The organism is Palleronia rufa (genome assembly GCF_000743715.1).
GTDB classification, from domain to species: Bacteria; Pseudomonadota; Alphaproteobacteria; order Rhodobacterales; family Rhodobacteraceae; genus Palleronia; species Palleronia rufa.
Window position 1 is genome coordinate 67,899 of sequence record NZ_JQEY01000009.1, and the last position, 16,329, is coordinate 84,227.

General features: G+C 65.1%; 19 protein-coding genes and 2 pseudogenes. 7 read left to right on the plus strand and 14 right to left on the minus strand.

Annotated elements, in window-relative coordinates; genetic code table 11:
- Positions 1–11 precede the first annotated feature (11 nt).
- From KW83_RS12480 to KW83_RS21510, 3 genes and pseudogenes are all read left to right on the plus strand, one after another.
- Positions 12–371 (plus strand): annotated as a pseudogene (locus KW83_RS12480) (phage tail tube protein); the annotation flags it as partial.
- The gene (locus tag KW83_RS12485; RefSeq protein ID WP_036179219.1) at positions 372–827 is read left to right on the plus strand and encodes a hypothetical protein; all 456 of its coding nucleotides are present in this window, start codon (positions 372–374) and stop codon (positions 825–827) included. It begins immediately after the preceding pseudogene.
- A 62-nt stretch (positions 828–889) separates the two neighbouring features.
- A complete protein-coding gene (locus KW83_RS21510; RefSeq protein ID WP_456088819.1) occupies positions 890–1,069 on the plus strand; it encodes a DUF7697 family protein in 180 nt (59 codons plus the stop codon).
- Here KW83_RS21510 and KW83_RS12490 read toward each other — a convergent pair.
- Positions 1,059–1,439, minus strand: coding sequence for a type II toxin-antitoxin system VapC family toxin (locus KW83_RS12490; RefSeq protein WP_036179222.1), 381 nt, complete (start codon positions 1,437–1,439; stop codon positions 1,059–1,061). The genes KW83_RS21510 and KW83_RS12490 overlap by 11 nt on opposite strands.
- Positions 1,439–1,651, minus strand: coding sequence for an AbrB/MazE/SpoVT family DNA-binding domain-containing protein (locus tag KW83_RS12495; RefSeq protein WP_036179405.1), 213 nt, complete (start codon positions 1,649–1,651; stop codon positions 1,439–1,441). Before KW83_RS12495 ends, KW83_RS12490 begins: the two co-directional genes overlap by 1 nt.
- A gap of 70 nt (positions 1,652–1,721) precedes the next feature.
- Here KW83_RS12495 and KW83_RS12500 point away from each other — a divergent pair, with 70 nt between their 5' ends.
- Both KW83_RS12500 and KW83_RS19990 read left to right on the plus strand, forming a co-directional pair.
- Positions 1,722–4,226 carry a phage tail tape measure C-terminal domain-containing protein gene (locus KW83_RS12500; protein ID WP_036179225.1) on the plus strand — a complete coding sequence of 835 codons (2,505 nt, stop codon included), beginning with the start codon at positions 1,722–1,724 and terminating at the stop codon, positions 4,224–4,226.
- Positions 4,226–4,828, plus strand: a pseudogene (locus KW83_RS19990) (phage distal tail protein, Rcc01695 family); the annotation flags it as partial. The gene KW83_RS12500 and the pseudogene KW83_RS19990, both read left to right, overlap by 1 nt.
- On the opposite strand, the gene KW83_RS19220 reads toward KW83_RS19990, so the two are convergent.
- From KW83_RS19220 to KW83_RS12545, 10 genes are all read right to left on the minus strand, one after another.
- Positions 4,793–5,830: a lysylphosphatidylglycerol synthase transmembrane domain-containing protein gene (locus tag KW83_RS19220; RefSeq protein WP_161785494.1), complete on the minus strand. Its 1,038-nt coding sequence runs from the start codon at positions 5,828–5,830 to the stop codon at positions 4,793–4,795. The pseudogene KW83_RS19990 and the gene KW83_RS19220 sit on opposite strands and share 36 nt — an antisense overlap.
- Before the next feature lie 125 nt (positions 5,831–5,955).
- Complete coding sequence (locus KW83_RS12510) at positions 5,956–6,276, minus strand: four-helix bundle copper-binding protein (RefSeq protein WP_036179228.1); 321 nt, start codon at positions 6,274–6,276, stop codon at positions 5,956–5,958.
- A gap of 54 nt (positions 6,277–6,330) precedes the next feature.
- On the minus strand, positions 6,331–6,801 hold the full coding sequence (locus KW83_RS12515; protein WP_200879681.1) for a DUF7482 domain-containing protein: 471 nt from the start codon (positions 6,799–6,801) through the stop codon (positions 6,331–6,333).
- Between the two features lie 187 nt (positions 6,802–6,988).
- On the minus strand, positions 6,989–7,387 hold the full coding sequence (locus tag KW83_RS12520; RefSeq protein ID WP_200879682.1) for a MerR family transcriptional regulator: 399 nt from the start codon (positions 7,385–7,387) through the stop codon (positions 6,989–6,991).
- 42 nt (positions 7,388–7,429) lie between these two features.
- On the minus strand, positions 7,430–8,776 hold the full coding sequence (locus tag KW83_RS12525; protein ID WP_036179237.1) for a dihydrolipoyl dehydrogenase family protein: 1,347 nt from the start codon (positions 8,774–8,776) through the stop codon (positions 7,430–7,432).
- A 23-nt stretch (positions 8,777–8,799) separates the two neighbouring features.
- Positions 8,800–10,230 (minus strand): mercury(II) reductase, encoded by a 1,431-nt coding sequence (merA, locus tag KW83_RS12530; RefSeq protein WP_036179240.1) that lies wholly within the window; start codon positions 10,228–10,230, stop codon positions 8,800–8,802.
- 1 nt (position 10,231) lies between these two features.
- Complete coding sequence (locus KW83_RS20970) at positions 10,232–10,369, minus strand: hypothetical protein (protein WP_161785495.1); 138 nt, start codon at positions 10,367–10,369, stop codon at positions 10,232–10,234.
- On the minus strand, positions 10,366–10,752 hold the full coding sequence (gene merF / locus KW83_RS19225) for a mercury resistance system transport protein MerF (RefSeq protein WP_051928482.1): 387 nt from the start codon (positions 10,750–10,752) through the stop codon (positions 10,366–10,368). Before merF ends, KW83_RS20970 begins: the two co-directional genes overlap by 4 nt.
- Before the next feature lie 266 nt (positions 10,753–11,018).
- Entirely contained in the window at positions 11,019–11,324 is a 306-nt protein-coding gene (locus KW83_RS12540) for a heavy-metal-associated domain-containing protein (RefSeq protein WP_036179243.1), read from the minus strand.
- Positions 11,325–11,339: 15 nt separating this feature from the next.
- Positions 11,340–11,657, minus strand: coding sequence for a mercuric transporter MerT family protein (locus KW83_RS12545; protein WP_051928483.1), 318 nt, complete (start codon positions 11,655–11,657; stop codon positions 11,340–11,342).
- Between the two features lie 166 nt (positions 11,658–11,823).
- On the opposite strand from KW83_RS12545, the gene KW83_RS12550 reads away from it, so the two are divergent.
- Entirely contained in the window at positions 11,824–12,237 is a 414-nt protein-coding gene (locus KW83_RS12550; RefSeq protein WP_200879683.1) for a MerR family transcriptional regulator, read from the plus strand.
- A gap of 356 nt (positions 12,238–12,593) precedes the next feature.
- Here KW83_RS12550 and KW83_RS12555 read toward each other — a convergent pair whose 3' ends face one another.
- Positions 12,594–13,526 carry an IS5 family transposase gene (locus KW83_RS12555; protein WP_036179246.1) on the minus strand — a complete coding sequence of 311 codons (933 nt, stop codon included), beginning with the start codon at positions 13,524–13,526 and terminating at the stop codon, positions 12,594–12,596.
- A gap of 162 nt (positions 13,527–13,688) precedes the next feature.
- Here KW83_RS12555 and KW83_RS12560 point away from each other — a divergent pair, with 162 nt between their 5' ends.
- The gene (locus KW83_RS12560) at positions 13,689–13,922 is read left to right on the plus strand and encodes a hypothetical protein (protein WP_036179248.1); all 234 of its coding nucleotides are present in this window, start codon (positions 13,689–13,691) and stop codon (positions 13,920–13,922) included.
- Between the two features lie 745 nt (positions 13,923–14,667).
- Here the strand turns inward: KW83_RS12560 and groL are convergent.
- Positions 14,668–16,311, minus strand: coding sequence for a chaperonin GroEL (groL, locus tag KW83_RS12565; protein ID WP_036179251.1), 1,644 nt, complete (start codon positions 16,309–16,311; stop codon positions 14,668–14,670).
- Between the last annotated feature and the right edge of the window lie 18 nt (positions 16,312–16,329).

Consider the following 16,329-nt stretch of genomic DNA (forward strand, 5'->3'; position numbering starts at 1 on the left):
CGACAGGTCCAGCCGACATCACCTACGCCAACAACCTCGTCCGGATCGAGACCATCCGCTCGGACGGGCGCATCGACGGGGCGGACCCGTCCATTGCCGCGCTGACCGGCTCGATCGAGGTGCGCTTCGCCGACCGGGTGCTGGTAGCCCAGGCGATCGAGGGCGAACCCTGCGAGATGGAGTTCGGCTATTCGCTGCCCTCGGGCGAGAGCCTGCTGCTGACCGTCCACGCCGTCTATCTGCCGCGCCCGCGGATCGAGATTTCCGGGCCGCAAGGCGTGCAGGCTACCTTCGACTGGCAGGCGGCGCGAGACAGTACGGTCGGCCGGATGTGCACGATCACCCTGACCAACGACCGCGAGGAATATTGAATGCTGACTCTCGATCTCTCGAATGACCCTCGTTGGCATGACCTCGTGCCGGGCGTGCGGGTGCAGCTGCGCCCGCTGACCACCGCGCTGATGGTGGCGACGCGCAGCGATCCCGCAGTGGAGGCGATGCCTGAGGAGGCTTCCGACGAGGAACGCGCGGTCGCCTTCGCCAAGGCTCTCGCGCGACGGGCGGTGCTCGCCTGGGACGGCATCGGCGATGCCGACGGCAACCCCATCGACCCGAGTCCCGAGGCCGTCGACGCGCTGCTCGACGTCTGGCCGATCTTCGAAGCCTTCCAGCTGACCTATGTCTCGAAGGGTCTGCTGCTGGAACAGGAAAAAAACGTCTCCGCGCTTTCGCCGAATGGTCCTTCGGCGGGGGCGATCGCTACTGCCAAGCCTGCGCACCCTACGAGGGCCGCGAGCAAGCCTGCCCGGACTGCCCGGCGCGGCTGAACCGGCCGGAAACTCCGGAGGGTTGGCAGGTCTGGGACCTGGTCGGCCGCCTCGGCGGGCAGCTGCGTGTCCTTCCCGGCGCAGTGATCGGCTGGGACATGTCGGCGACGCTCGCGCTCGGTGACGCGCTCGGGGTCTCGCCCCTCGCCATGGCCGAACTGCTGCCCGTCATCGAGGCGGTGATGGTCCGGAAGCTGAACGAGGAACTGAGTGCGAATGGCGGCCCGGGTTTCAGGCCGTGATCTTCTCGATCAGGGTGACGCCGGGCAGACCTTCGAAATGCGCGTCACAGGTCAGAAGCGTCGCGCCCTGCGCGCAGGCGGTCGCGAAGATGATGGCGTCGGCGGTCGCAAGCTTGTGCTCCCGGCAGGCCTCTGCCGCCGCCAGCGCGATCTCGGTGTCGAGCGGCACCACATGGCAGACCTGCGTGAAGGCGATCACCTGATCGGCCTTGTCCTCGCCGACCTCGCGGGTCAGCCATTTTGCCAGCTCCAGCTGGACCATGGTCGGGACGAGCCACGCGGCCTGGTCGGGCAGATGTTTGGACAGCTTCTCGCCGCTCGGCGAGCCGATGAGCCACTCGATCCACGCCGACGTGTCGACGAGGATCATCAGAACCGATCCGTCCGGTCGCGATAATCGGTGGCGGACGCGCCGCGCGCGAGCCCCTTCAACGCCTCCCGCTTCGGCACCGGCACAAGCAGGACGCCCGTGCCTTTCGGGATGAAGGCAAAGGTCAGCCCGGCTTCCCAGTGCTGCGCCGCGCGGATCGCCTTGGGAATCGAGATCTGGAACTTCGAGGACAGGGTCGCGGTCTCTGCCATGGTCATACTCTCACTTGATCGATGACTAAAACGTAAGACGTCCATGGGGCGAAAGCAAGGACTCTGACCAATGGCGGAAAAACGGGTTAGCGTCCGCCTCGCGGCCGTGGGCGGACGGCAGGTGCGCGCCGAGCTGGAGGGCGTGGGCGAAGCCGGGTCGCGGGGCTTCGGACGGCTGAGCCGCGAGATGGAAGCGGCGAACAGCCGGCTGGCGGCCTTCTCGCGACGTGTTGCGGTAGCAGCCGCCGCTGCCGTGGCCGCCGCCACCGCCGCCGGTGTGGCAATGATCCGTTCCGGTCTGCAGACTGTCGATGCGCAGGCCAAGCTCGCGCAGTCGCTCGGCACCACGGTCGCCTCGATCCAGACCCTGGAGCGCGCGGGCGAGCTGGCCGGTGTGTCGATGTCCGGCATCGAACAGGCCACCAAGGATCTGACGCGCCGTCTCAGCCAGGCGGCCGCCGGGAGCGGTCCTGCCGCTGATGCGCTGGACCGGCTCGGGCTTTCGGCCAACGAGCTGATCGCACTACCGCTGGACCAGCGCGTTGGCGCCATCAACGCGGCCATCGAGAGCTTCGTGCCCACCGCCGAACGCGCCGCCGTTGCGGGCCAGCTCTTCGGCGAGGAAGGCTCCATCGCCATGAGCCGGATCGACACCGCGACGCTGCGCCAGGCGATGGAAGACGTGCGCGCCTTCGGTGTCGTGGTCTCCGCACAGGATGCCGACCAGATCGAGCGGACGAACGATGCCATCTCCCGGCTCGGGCTGATCTGGCGCGGCCTGTCGAACCAGCTGGCGGTTGCTGCCGCGCCTGCGTTGGAAGCCGTCGCCGACGCCATGGCGGCGGTCGCCAGCCGCACCGGGCCGCTCGGCATCGCGATCCGCGGTCTCTTCGACAACATCGGCCGTCTGACAACCTACTTTGCGACCTTCGCCGCCTTCCTCGCAGGCCGCTGGGTGGCGGGCTTGGCCGCCGCGGCGCTCTCCGTCCGCGGCCTCGCCACAGCGCTGGTCGTGCTGCGCGGGGCGCTGATCCGCACCGGCATCGGCGCGCTGATTGTCGGTGCGGGCGAGCTTGTCTACCAGTTCACCCGTTTTGTCTCCGGCGCGGGCGGCTTCGGCGAAGCGATGTCGCTCCTGAAGGACCTCGCGGTCGAGGTCTGGGAACGCGTCAAGATGGGCGCTGCTGCGGCGGGAGCTGCGGCCACGGCGATGTTCTTCGACCTGAAGGCTGACGCAGCGTCGGGCATGCAGAGCGCCATCGAGAGCGTCGTCGGTTTCGGCAACACGGCCGCGAACACCTTTGAGGGCGCCTACGAGGCGATCAAGGCGATCTGGAGTCTCCTGCCGGCAGCCATCGGCGATCTGGCGTTCCAGGCGGCGAACAGCCTGGTCGACGGCGTCGAGGCAATGCTGAACGGCGTGGTGTCGCGCATCAACGGCTTCATTGGCGGCATCAACCAGGGGCTGGAAGCGCTCGGCTTGGAGCGGCGCATCTCGCTGGTGCCCGACCTCGACCTCGGCGAGATCGAGAACCGCTTCGAGGGCGCGGCCAGTGCGGCAACGACGGCGGCGCAGGCAGCCTTTGATCGGGCCTTCGAGGACAACCCGCTGACCGCGCCTGATCTCGGCCTGACCGAGGCGGCGAACGGGGCGCTCGAGTCCGCGAATATCTACCGTAGCGCCGCGCGCGATCTGGCCGAGGGCGCCCGCGCGCCGCTAGCAAGCTGGCAGGCGCTGCGCGATGCCGTGCGCGGCACCGACGGTGAGGCGGATCAGACAACCGTCCGGGGGACGGTTGTCCCGCCGAACGGTGCCGATGCGCTGACCGAAGCCACCGGAGCGGCCGAGAGATTGGAGACGGCCCTCGGCGATGCAGGTCGAGCCGCCACCGGTACGGGTGCGGCAGCCAGAGCAGCTGCTGCTGCGGCAGCGGAGCCCGCGACCGATGCTGCCGTCACCGGTTGGCGGGCGGTCACAGCTGCGCTGTCGGATTACGCCAGCAAGGCCCGCGACATCGGTGGCGACATCGGCCAGAGCCTCGTCGGCGCCTTCCAATCGGCCGAGAACGCGGTGGGCCAGTTCGTGAAGACGGGAAAGCTGAACTTCCGCGATCTGGTCACCTCGCTGCTGGCCGATCTCGCCCAGCTCGCGGCGCGGCGGTTCATCCTCGGGCCAATCGCAGACGCGCTCTCCGGCGTCTTCTCCGGGGCGGGCGTTCGCGGGGCTTACGCGGCCCCACTGGGGCCACGGTCCCCTCTCACCTTCGCCAACGTCCTGCATTCGGGCGGGATGGTCGGCGCAGCAGGCCCGACCCGCATGGTCCCGGCCATCGCTTTTGCCGCCGCGCCCCGCATGCATGGCGGTGGCATGGCGGGGCTTCGTCACGACGAGGTGCCCGCGATCCTGCAACGCGGCGAACGGGTGCTGTCGCGGCGGGAGGCACAGAGCTACGGCGCGGGCGGCGGGGTCAACGTCACCATCATGGCGCGCGACGCCGAAAGCTTCCGGCAGTCCCGCACACAGGTCGCGGCGGACATCGCCCGCGCCGTCTCGCTCGGGCGGAGGGGCATGTGATGGCGTTCCACGAGGTCCGGTTTCCCGACAATATCAGCCGGGGCGCGCGGGGCGGGCCGGAACGGCGCACCCAGATCGTCGAGCTCGCCTCGGGCGACGAGGAGCGCAACGCCAGCTGGGCCAACTCGCGCCGCCGCTACGACGTCGCCTACGGCATCCGTCGCGCTGACGATCTGGCGGCGGTGGTCGCCTTCTTCGAGGCGCGCAACGGTCGTCTCCATGGCTTCCGCTTCAAGGACTGGGCCGACCACAAGTCCTGCCTGCCTTCGGGCACGCCATCGCCCACCGACCAGGCGATCGGAACCGGTGACGGCGCGACGACCGCCTTCCAGTTGGTGAAGCGCTACGCCTCGGGCGCGCACTCCTGGACGCGCGCCATCGCCAAGCCGGTGACGGGCACCGTGCGCATCGCGCTCGGCGGGGTCGAGCAGCCTTCCGGCTGGACGGTCGACACCACGACCGGCGTGGTCAGCTTTGGCGCAGCACCAGGCGCCGGCGTCGCCATCATCGCAGGCTTCGATTTCGACGTGCCGGTTCGCTTCGACACCGACGTGTTCGACGTGACGCTAGACCTCGAGCGGCTCGGCTCGATCACCTCCATCGGCGGCCTCCGCCTCGATGCGCGCGCGGCGGATGTCGATGCCCGACTGCCAGAGCACGATGAGCCCGACCCCCACGACGAGGATGATCGACATCATCCAGTTGAAGAGGATCATCAGCAAAGCCTGCTCTTCGGGCACGCCCAGCAGTTCGAAGGCGAGCGCCGAGCCGATGACGAAACCGCCGGGCACGCGCACGAAACGCGACAGCACCAGCGAGAATCCGGCGAAGACCATCAGGAAGAGATAGTCGAACGGCGCCAGCACCACGCCCACCGCCAGCCCCGCCCAGACATAGTGCGTGGCCGAGACGAGCTTGGCCGCCACCGCCGCGACCAAGACCCCCGCCCGGCGCCGAGGACTGCGTGGCCACACGACGCCGTCGCAGAGCGATCCGCGCAGGGCGGCGCCGTTCGCGCGGAACCACTTTGCCACCCAGTCGAAAAGCCGGCAGATCAGCGGACCCTCGCGCGCGAACAGGGCGCGGAACCGAAACATCGCCCACAGAAGCGCGCCGAAGAGCGCGAAGTTCAGCGCCCCCGCGACGGCGAGGCCGAGTTCGAGGTTGCCCGCGATCTGCGGCACCTTGCCCGCCATCGCTACCAGCTCGGCGAAAAGCGCGAAAACCACGCCGTCGATGAACCGCGCGATGATCGTTGTGGTCAGCACCGTGCCCATCTTCAGGCCTTCCATGCGGGCGATCAGCCAAGAGCGGACGAGCGGGCTTATACCGAGTGGCACCAGCACGTTGGCGCCGTATCCCGCCAGCAGCGCGCCGGTCAGCCGCAGCGTCCCGACCGGCTTGACGTCATGCAAGATCTGCTGCCACTCCCAGCCGTTGACGAATTGCTCGAGCAGGATCGTCAGCGCCAGCATCCCGATCCAGCCGGGATGCGCCTCGCCCAGCCCTTCTACGAAGCGCTCGAAGTCGAGGTCGCGGTAGAGCCAGAAGATCAGCGCCAGCGCCACTACGCCGCCGAGGACCGGGGGGAGCCAACGTCTCAAGGCACGCCCGATCGTGAATTTGCGAGGGAGGTATTCGATCGTGTTTCTTCAAATAGGGTCGGACGCGGCGCGGACATTCTACTTTTAACGTCTGGTCACCTTGGGAATGCGACTGCAGCTCAGTCTCAGGCGGCCATTCTCTGACAAGCCGCGGCGCAGCGGCGGCAGGCCTCGGCGCATTGCTGGCATGCCTCCTTGTCGTGCTTGGCGCACTCGGTGGCGCAGGCGTCGCAGATCTTCGCGCAAAGCGCGCACCAATCCGCCGCGAAGGGCGAGCCGCGGGCCATCGCCTTGGCGCAAGCCTGGCAGATTTCCGCGCAGTCCAGACAGAGCCTGAGGCAGTCGGCCATTGCCGCATCGCCGATGCAGCAGTCGATGCAGGTCTCGCAAGCGGACATGCAGTCGAGGCAGGCCTGGATGCAGTCCTTGGTGTTCTGGTCGGTCATTGAGAGTCTCCTGTGCTTGAGGGCCGATAACCAGGCCCAGGATGGCTTGTTCGGTCAGCGCTCGCCGCCCGGCCAGGTAAGGAACGGCATGTTCACGACGATGCCGCTGTCTCGAACTTCGATATCTCCAGCCGATCTCGCCGCTTCGACATCGGCGGCGGATGTGAGGACGCGCGCCCGGGCGTCGTTCTTCCAGGTCACCAGCATGATCCGGCGCAGAGGCGTATAGCCGTAGCTGCCGACCGGCCGGTCGAAGACGTCGGGTTGGTAGTTCAGCGGACCGCGAGGCCCTTCCGGCTGGATGCCGTTCTCGAACGCATAGACATTGGCGAGCATGCTGTCCGGAGCGTCCGCGAGCGCCGGCACGACCGGCACCGGCGAGCCCATCATCTCGGTCAGCGTCCCGGCGATGCCGGCGTCGGAGGCTTCCATGTGAACGAAGAAGATGCGGTCGCCCTCGGCGTAGCCGGCGACCGGCGGCAGGCGCGGGATCCCTTCGGTCTCCATCCCGCCCATCATCGCCATCCCCGCGTCGGACGCTGTGTCGTTGGATTGCGCCTGCAGCGGGCCAGCCGCTAGCCCGCAGGCCAGCAACCGCGAGTCCCCGTGATCCATTGCGACGGATCATGTCGATCTCCTGCGTGACGTGTTTCGCCGCAGGCTAACCTCCGTACCATGGTACGGTGTCAATAGAAGATCGCAGAGCTCCTGGTTATTTCGCGCGCTCGATCGCCTCGAGGATCGAACAGGCACGAAGATTGCCATCGCCGGGACAATCGGCGATCACTTCGTCCAGCACGCCGGCGATCCTTTGCAGTCGTTCCAGCCGGTCCTGAACCTCCCGACGCTTCTGAACCGCAAGATCGCGGACGTGGCCGCAGCTGGCGTCCGCACGCGCCCTCAGTGACAGGAGTTCGGAAATCTCTTTCAGGGAAAACCCGATGCGCTGTGCGTCCTTGATGAACCGCAGACAGCGAACCGTGCTCGGTGCATAGCGGCGCGCGCGACCATCCGCTGGCTTCGGCGGCTGCGCGATCAGCCCCCGCCGCTCGTAATAACGCACGGTTTCGACATTCACGCCCGCCGCCTCCGCGGCCTTTCCGATTGTCATATCTTGCATCTCTCTATCCCTTCGCATCGCCTGGCACAGATTTCACAGCATGGACGAAATGTCCGAGGCGCCGGTGGGATAGGCGAACATCGTCTCTGCGAGTTGCTCCGCTGACAGCCCATGCCGGACGGCGAGCGTGAAGACGTTGATCATCTCATCGGCATGCGGGCCGATCAGATGCGCACCCAGAATGCGGCCGCTGCCATCCTCGATCAGCACCTTGTGACCCATCACGGTTTCCGCCGCCTGTCGGGCGGTGAACCAGCCGGGTGTCCTGTCGCAATTGACGCGGAAACGCAGCCCCATCTCGCGCGCCTCGTCCTCGCCGAGGCCGACGCGGGCGAGCGGCGGGATGGTGAAGACCACGGAGGGAACGCCCTTGTAGTTCGGTTTGCGGTGGTTACCCTCCAGCAGGTTGGCCGTCACGACCTTGCCCTCATGATTTGAAACCGGGGTTAGGGGCGGCCCCATCTGCGCCGCGTCGCCGGCGACGTAGACGGCCGGATTGGACACGCTCCGCAGGTGGTCGTTCAGCGCGATCCGGCCGTTTCGTACCTCGACGCCGCCGGCAGCAAGGTCAAGGCTCCTGAGATCCGGTTTCCGGCCCGCCGCGTGGACGACGAGATCGGCCTCTATGGTCGACGGCTCGCTGTCAGCGACAGCAGTGACGCGATAGCTTTCGCCTCGCTTTTCCACCCGCGTCACTTCGGTGTCAGTGCGGACATCCATGCCAAGCTCGGTGAATTTCTCCATCATCCAACCGACCAGATCGGGGTCAAAACCCTGGAGCATCCGCTTGCCGCGCTGGAGGATCGTCACCTTCGCACCGGCCCGGGCCGCGATGTGCGAGAACTCGGCCGCGATGTAGCCGCCACCCACAAGCAGGATCCGCTGCGGAAGGCTTTCCATATTCAGGAACGCCTCGTTGTCGATCAGATGCTCCTCGCCCTCGATGCCGAGGGGAATGGGCTCGGCCCCGCTTGCAATGACGATATTCCGCGCCTCCAGTCTCTCGCCGCCCACCTCCACCGCGTCCGGTGCGACGAAGCGCGCGCGTCCGTGGAAGCTGTCGATACCGGCCTCGGCGAAGCCTTGCTCCTTCTTCGCCGGGACGGGATTGGTAAAGCTTCGCTTGAACCCGAGAAGATCGGGCCAGTCGATCGCGACGTCGCCCGTTACACCCTTGCCCCGCATCCGGGTGGCGTGATCGACCGCTCGGGCGCCACCGATCATCATTTTTTTCGGATCACACCCCCTGAGTGCGCAGGTGCCGCCGAAAGGACGGAAGTCGATCACCGCCACGCTGCGACCAGCGGCCCGCACTTTCCTGGCCACCGTGGACGCCGCGGTGCCTGTGCCGATCACGATCAAGTCATAGTTGTTGCTCATCGATTTGGTTCCTTCCAACGATGTCAGCCGGCACAGCAGCTCAGCTTCGCCACGTCCTTGTCGAAGGTCTGCGCGGCGAGTTTCAGCCCCTCTACGGTGGTCAGATAGGGAAAGATCGTCTCGCCGAGCGCCTTGGCGGTCATGCCAATCTTCAGCGCCATGGCCAGCGTCTGAATCGTGTCGGCCCCCTCGGGCGCCACGATCTGACCGCCGAGCAGCCGGTCGGTTTTCGCATCCGCAACCAGCTTGATCAGGCCACGCGTGTCGCGGGCCGCCAGCGCGCGCGCCACGTTGTCAAGACCGATCACGCTGGTCTTGATCACATGGCCGGCGGCGCGCGCCTGCGCTTCGGACAGACCGACTCCGGCGACTTGCGGATCAGTGAATACGACCCAAGGCATCGCGGCGTTGTCATACCGCATCGGTTCTAGCCCCAGCGCGTTGTTCACCGCCACCTTGGCGCCATAGGCGGCCATGTAGACGAACTGGTCGCGGTCGGTGACATCGCCGGCGGCATAGACGCCGGGGCGCGTGCTGGCCATGTCCGGTCCGACGCGGATCGCGCCGCGGTGGTCGGTCTCGATACCGAGCACGCCCACACCCAACGCTTCGGTATTGGCGACGCGACCTGTAGTCGCCACCAGCCGCGCGGCGGTCAGTGTGACCGGCTCGCCGTCACGCTCGATCATCAGCGCCACGCCCCCGTCCTGTACTTTGACCTCGCGATAGCTCAACCCGGTCTCTAGCCGGATTCCCTCGGACCGCATGACGTCGGCGAGCGCCTCGGACACCTCGGGCTCGGCGCTGGGCAGCAACCGCGAGCGAGTGACCAGCGTCACCTTCACGCCCAGCCGTGCGGCCATCTGCGCCAGCTCCGCCCCGATATAGCCGCCGCCAAGGACGATCAGGCTATCGGGGCGCTCTGGCAGAGCCAGAAGGCCGGTGCTGTCAAGCACCTCGACCGTCTCGATACCAGGAATTCCAGGCCTGGCAGGCCGCGAACCGGTTGCGACGATGATGCGGTCGGCGGAAAGCGTCCGTTTACCGACCACAATTCCGGATTCCGTTAGCAGTGCGGCCCCTTCATCGATGTAATCGACGCCGTCGTACTGGGGCAGCAGGTCGGCGTATTTCTTCTGCCGCATCTCGGCCACCAGATCGGCGGTGCCGTTCACGAGGGCTGTCCAGTCGACTCTTGGCGCGCAGGGGTCGATGCCCGGAAAACGCCCGGCTGCGGCGCCACCATGAACCGCCTCGGCAGCGTGGATCATCGCCTTGGACGGCATGCAGCCGACATTGACGCATGTCCCGCCGATCGTGCCGTGGCCTACCAGCGCCACGCGCTTGCCAGTCTCGGCCGCGGTGATCGCGGCGGAAAAGCCGGCCGAACCGGCGCCGATGACAATCAGGTCGTAGCCGCCGCTGCCGTCGGCATTCCTGTCGATATCCTTCATGTCACCGTGCCTCTTGCAGGTCGGGGTTTTTCCGCTTGGCGACGATCAGATAGATGATCGCGCCGATGGCGATGAGCGGTGTCAGCATTCCAAGTACGCCAAAAAACATGCCGGCTGCCGTGCAGGATCCCATCATCATTGAGTTGCTCCTTTGGATTGCATTCGATTGAGGAAGAAGGCGTAGATGCCGACGACAGCAAAAGCGCCCAAGGTGATCCGCAGCGCGAAGCGGAACTCGATCCAGATAATGAGCACCGCCAGCAGAGCGGCAATCGCCGTCGCCCAGCGTTTCGGGGTAGGCCCCGGCCGCCCTGCGCGCAGCCAGAGCGCTTGAGCCACGACGGCGAGGCAGAAGAACAGCAACGGGAACAGCGCATAGTCGAGCCAGCCGGTCAGGGCCGACAGGCCGACCCCAGCAACGACGACGACAAGAAGTGGTGTGAAACAGCACAGGGCCGCAAAAAGCGCGCCGCCCAGCCCCCATTTCAGCAAGCGGTCGGGGTCCTCGGCGTGATCGGTCAAGATGCAGTCCTTCTGTCTGGCGGCGTATTGGCGAAAGACGCGTCTTGCGTTCGATTTTCGGAACTCTCGGGCAGCGAGGAAAGCGAGCGCACCAGAAGTGCAATGGGGAGCCCGCCAAGCCCCGAGATTCACGCTCCGAATCCGCCAAAGATCGGCGCCAATGAAGCCATCTCACCCCCGCAGCACACAACCGCATGACCGGGGCCGCAACCCCGAAATCCAGCAGCTCGCCCATCAGTTTGTCATCCATGCCCGCGCCTCCGGCTTTACGAGGCAGGCTCGGGCAGAACCTGGGCGGGATATCCGTTCGCCGTCACGGCTTCGACGATGCTTTCCACACTGGTCTGAGCGTCATCGAAGGTGACGCTGTAAACGCCACCACCCTCGTCGGGGCCTTCTACGAACTGATCGATCTGCACCGATGGAACGCCCCGCATCGAGCTGGCAACGATGAACGAGCAGGATGGGCAGGTCAGTTCACTGACCGCGATCTCGACCTTGCGCTCGTCTGCGAAGGACGACGAGGCAAACGCGACGAGGGCGAGGGCCGAAGACAACAGAAGGGTTTTCATGAAACGGGTCCTTGCTCAGAATTTCAGGATGAAGGGCGTGACGTATGGAAAGCTCATCGCCACGGCGACGATTGCGGCGGCTGCCCAGAGGGTCGCGCGCATGACCCTGCGATTGACAGGACGGCCACAGGCGCCATCGGCGCAGGCTTCCGGGTCCACGGGTTTGTAGGCCTTGTAGAACCCGTATCCGAGGAACGCGGCGCTCAGCGCGAAGGTATACCACTTGTAGGCGTAGAGTGCGCTGAGCTGCACGATGAAGACCCCGGTGACGCCGAAGCTCACCAGCACAAGCGGGAGAATGCAGCACGATGTCATCGCCAGCGCACCCAGCACGCCGAAGCCTGTCGCGCCCCAGCCCTACGAGGTTTCATCCCCGACCTGACGCGCCTGGCCGGGTGCCTGGTCTGTAAGACTATGTTCCATCGAATCGCCCTTGTTCGGATCTTTCCACCGTTCTAAGGTCTGTAGGAGATACAGGCTCAAGGGGTTTTCGAGGAAAATGGATAACAGAAGCGTGAAGCCGCTCAGGCGGATCGATCTGGCGCGCGCCACCGGCTGCAACCTTGAAACCGTTCGCTATTACGAGACGGTCGGCATCATGCCGGACCCGCCACGCAGCGCAAAAGGGTACCGAAGCTATGATGATGCCCATGTCAGACGGTTGAAATTCGTCATGCGGTCCCGCGATCTCGGATTCACACTGGAAGAGATACGTGGGCTGCTGGGACTGGTTGATGATCGGTCCCAGACCTGCGCCGACGTCCAGGCCGTCGCCGAGGGGCATCTGAAAGACGTTCAGGCCAAGATCGCGGACCTTACACGGATCGAACGTGTCCTGTCGGAGACCGTCGCCCGGTGCACCGGCGATGCCGTCCCGGAATGCGCCGTCATCGATGCGCTCCTCGACGTTTGACCGACGATGACTACGGTAGTTTGTCGGGCTTCTGCTTGAATACCGGTCGGCGCCCCCTTGGAAGGCTGCGACGTAGAGGTCTGAGAGAAGAACATGCTCAATAACCCTGACATCAGGTTGGAGCAGTCATTCTTCGAGGGCGGCAATCTGAGAAGATAGGGGGCGTAGAGAAAAGTCATAGATAACTTAGTTGGTCGTGGAAGTCAGCAGTGTGACCCGATGCCAGTCGCAAGGTGGAGATGGGGTGGATGCCGCTCTCTCCCCAACGGCGTTGCAATGCGCCAAGCTTGTGATGCTGAAGTGGCTTTGTTGCGCAAAGACCGTAAATCCCGGACTTCCCCTTTCCCCGGACGCACTTATCCCGCAGGCTCTGTGATGGGTATGCCGAGCGCGGTGTAGCCGTTCAGCACGGCGGCGCGGATCTGAAGTTCGGCGACCTGGCGATCGAAGTCGCGCGCCAGGAGGCTCTGCCCCAGTAGCTTCACGCAATGCATCTTCGTCTCGGCGCGGCTCCGGCGGTGGTATCCGCTCCATTTTCGCCAGATGGCGCGGCCGAGGTATCTCGATGCGCGCAGAGCCTCGTTCCGGGCAATGGCGGCTGGGGTTGATGGCTTCCACGGCTTGGCATTCTTGCGCGGCGGTATGACGGCATGGGCGCCGCGGTCGGCGACGGCGTCATGGCACTTGCGCGTATCGTAGGCTCCGTCAGCGATGATCGATCCGATCTCCACGCCGGCGGGGATCTGGTTGAGCAACTCGGGCAGCATGGGCGCGTCCCCGACGTTGCTTCCGGTGATCTCGATGGCTCGGATCTCCAGCGTCTGTTCGTCGACGCCGATGTGGATCTTGCGCCATAGACGGCGTTTCGCGCCGCCATGCTTGCGGGCRTTCCACTCGCCTTCACCCTCTGCCTTGATGCCGGTGCTGTCGATCAACAGGTTCAGCGGCCCATCTGAGCCGCGGTAGGGAATAGTCACGGACAAGGTCTTCTGGCGCCGGCTCAGTGTGCTGAAGTCGGGCACCGCCCAGTCGAGGCCGACCAGGCGCAGGAGGCTTTCAATGAACCCGGTCGTCTGTCGGAGCGCCATGCCGAAAAGGACTTTCATCGTCAGGCATGTCTGGATCGCGGCGTCGCTATATAACGGCTGCCGGCCTCGCTTGCCGGTCGGCGGCGGCACCCAGACCATGTCCGGATCGAACCAGATCGTCAGGGAACCACGCTGCTTCAGCGCTTCGTTGTAGGCCGGCCAGTTCTTTGTCTTGTAGCTCGGCGGGATCGGTCTGCTCATGCAGGACAGCTACCACGCTGGATTCACGAGATGAATCCCTCACCCAGTCTTTGCGCAACAAAGCCCCTTTGTGCAACACAGCCTGTCGTGACGCCCAATGGTGAGGTGCGAACCGGATATCCCGTCTCCGGTGAAGGCGTAGTGGATAACGCAAGGTGAGAAATGGATGACAAAGAAGCAATCGACCTTCTAGAAAAGCAGATCGAATTCTTGGTCAGGTCAGGAATAGACATATCCATGGATCAACAGTTCTTTTGGGTTGGGGAGTATGACCTCGCGCTGGAAGGCGTCTACGTCGCCTACAAGAAGCACCCCGGCATACTCGACACAACCGAAGTCACAGCGCTTGTCGAAGATTTCGGGATAGACACGGCCGAGTTCGACCGCCGCTACTGACGGGATCACCGCGGAGGACGTTGCAGTGCGAGGCCATGTAGCCGATATGGTCACAACTCGCACGTTTCTGTCACAAGCGATAACAACCGGTTTTGACCGCGTGGTTCTGTGTGACTTTTCACGATAATTGGCACTGAATTTTGCACGTTGATTGGCCGGTCCGATTACGAGGGTTGTCGCCGTGAAGATTCGCCGGAACAACACGTCGTTGCCGCGATAGGTCGGCACCTGGGCGAAGACCCTCAGCGAGCGCCATCGCGGGCGGGCTGATCGTCGCGACGGCCCTTTCCCTGGTCGTCACACCCGCGATGCTGATGGCTCGGGAAAAGCGTGACAGCAGACATCTGGGAACCCCCTTGTCCGCGTAGCGGACGTTCGACAGGCGATCGCCCTTTTCGTCCCCCGGATCACATCGCCTTCGCAGTGCGCCAAAGATCGTGTTTCTCGTCATGCGGCGATGGACCCGCTGACGTTGCAGAGGCCGGTTGCATCACATGCCATTCGTCGGGTCATGCCGCGTCATCCGTTCTTGGCAGCGCGACGACCGAACAGTCGGGAGTGCCGGTGTCGGCTGGTGATCCTGAAAACTTTCGCGGACATGTGGCGGGCGGATGCCTTCGCAAAACAGAAAAACCTGCCGCGATTGACGCGGCAGGTCTGGTCGTCAGGCCCGTCCCCGGGTGGACTGTGTCACACGGAGGATCTCCCTGACGTCGGCGCGTTGCCGACGCGCGTGGCAGTCGACTTACATCATGCCGCCCATGCCGCCCATGTCGGGCATGCCGCCGCCGCCACCGGCGCCTTCTTTCTGCGGCTTGTCGGCGATCATTGCCTCGGTCGTGATCAGCAGGCTGGCGATGGACGCCGCGTCCTGCAGGGCATGACGCACGACCTTGGCCGGGTCGATCACGCCGAACTTGAACATGTCGCCATATTCTTCGGTCTGGGCGTTGAAGCCGAACGTCTTGTCGTCGCTCTCGCGGATCTTGCCCGCAACGACCGACCCGTCCATCCCCGAGTTCTCGGCGATCTGGCGCAGCGGCGCTTCGAGCGCCTTGCGGACGATGGAGATGCCCACGTTCTGGTCGGAGTTCGCGCCTTCCAGACCGTCGAGCGCCTTGGCACCCTGGATCAGGGCGACACCGCCGCCGACGACGACACCTTCCTGGACCGCGGCGCGGGTGGCGTTCAGCGCGTCATCGACGCGGTCCTTGCGCTCCTTCACCTCGACCTCGGTCATGCCGCCGACACGGATCACGGCCACACCGCCGGCCAGCTTGGCGACCCGCTCCTGCAGCTTCTCGCGGTCGTAGTCGCTGGTCGTGTCCTCGATCTGCTGGCGGATCTGCGACACGCGCGCCTCGATCTCGGCCTTTTCGCCGTGACCGTCGACGATGGTCGTCTCGTCCTTGGTGATCGAGACCTTCCGGGCGGTGCCCAGCATGTCCATGGTCACGGACTCGAGCTTCATGCCCAGATCTTCCGAGATCACCTGCCCGCCGGTCAGGATCGCGATGTCCTGCAGCATGGCCTTGCGACGGTCACCGAAGCCCGGCGCCTTGACGGCGGCGATCTTCAGGCCACCGCGCAGCTTGTTGACCACCAGGGTGGCAAGGGCTTCGCCCTCAACGTCCTCGGCGATGATCAGGAGCGGCTTCTGGCTCTGGATCACCTGCTCCAGAAGCGGCACCATCGGCTGCAACGACGAGAGTTTCTTCTCGTGCAGCAGGATCATGCAGTCTTCGAGATCGGCGATCATCTTGTCGGAGTTGGTCACGAAATAGGGGCTGAGGTAGCCGCGGTCGAACTGCATGCCCTCGACCACGTCGGTCTCGGTCTCGAGTCCCTTGTTCTCTTCGACGGTGATGACGCCCTCGTTGCCGACCTTCTGCATCGCATCGGCGATCTGGCGGCCGATCTCGGCCTCGCCGTTGGCGGAGATGGTGCCGACCTGCGCAACCTCGTCGGAGTTCTCGACCTTGCGGGCGGCGGACATGATCGCCTCGACGACCTTTGCGGTGGCAAGGTCGATCCCGCGCTTGAGATCCATCGGGTTCATACCCGCGGCCACGGACTTCATGCCTTCCTTGATGATGGCCTGGGCCAGCACGGTGGCGGTGGTGGTGCCGTCGCCGGCTTCGTCGTTGGTGCGGGAAGCGACTTCCTTCACCATCTGCGCGCCCATGTTCTCGAACTTGTCCTCAAGCTCGATCTCCTTGGCGACGGTGACGCCGTCCTTGGTGATGCGCGGTGCGCCGAAGCTCTTGTCGATGACGACGTTGCGGCCCTTGGGGCCCAGCGTCACCTTGACGGCGTCAGCCAGAATGTTGACGCCCCTGAGCATCTTGTCACGGGCGCTGGTGTCGAATTTGACGTCTTTGGCAGCCATGGTTGGGTGCTCCTTGAG

Coding starts and splice junctions, on each gene's coding strand:
- KW83_RS12550 (WP_200879683.1), top strand. CDS start 11,824: ATGGATAACAGAAGCGTGAAGCCGCTCAGGCGGATCGATCTGGCGCGC.
- KW83_RS12560 (WP_036179248.1), top strand. CDS start 13,689: ATGGATGACAAAGAAGCAATCGACCTTCTAGAAAAGCAGATCGAATTC.
- KW83_RS12520 (WP_200879682.1), bottom strand. CDS start 7,387: ATGACAATCGGAAAGGCCGCGGAGGCGGCGGGCGTGAATGTCGAAACC.
- KW83_RS12510 (WP_036179228.1), bottom strand. CDS start 6,276: ATGACCGACCAGAACACCAAGGACTGCATCCAGGCCTGCCTCGACTGC.
- KW83_RS12540 (WP_036179243.1), bottom strand. CDS start 11,324: ATGAAAACCCTTCTGTTGTCTTCGGCCCTCGCCCTCGTCGCGTTTGCC.
- KW83_RS12495 (WP_036179405.1), bottom strand. CDS start 1,651: ATGGCAGAGACCGCGACCCTGTCCTCGAAGTTCCAGATCTCGATTCCC.
- KW83_RS12500 (WP_036179225.1), top strand. CDS start 1,722: ATGGCGGAAAAACGGGTTAGCGTCCGCCTCGCGGCCGTGGGCGGACGG.
- KW83_RS12525 (WP_036179237.1), bottom strand. CDS start 8,776: ATGAGCAACAACTATGACTTGATCGTGATCGGCACAGGCACCGCGGCG.
- groL (WP_036179251.1), bottom strand. CDS start 16,311: ATGGCTGCCAAAGACGTCAAATTCGACACCAGCGCCCGTGACAAGATG.
- KW83_RS20970 (WP_161785495.1), bottom strand. CDS start 10,369: ATGATGATGGGATCCTGCACGGCAGCCGGCATGTTTTTTGGCGTACTT.
- merA (WP_036179240.1), bottom strand. CDS start 10,230: ATGAAGGATATCGACAGGAATGCCGACGGCAGCGGCGGCTACGACCTG.
- KW83_RS12485 (WP_036179219.1), top strand. CDS start 372: ATGCTGACTCTCGATCTCTCGAATGACCCTCGTTGGCATGACCTCGTG.
- KW83_RS12515 (WP_200879681.1), bottom strand. CDS start 6,801: ATGGCGATGATGGGCGGGATGGAGACCGAAGGGATCCCGCGCCTGCCG.
- KW83_RS12490 (WP_036179222.1), bottom strand. CDS start 1,439: ATGATCCTCGTCGACACGTCGGCGTGGATCGAGTGGCTCATCGGCTCG.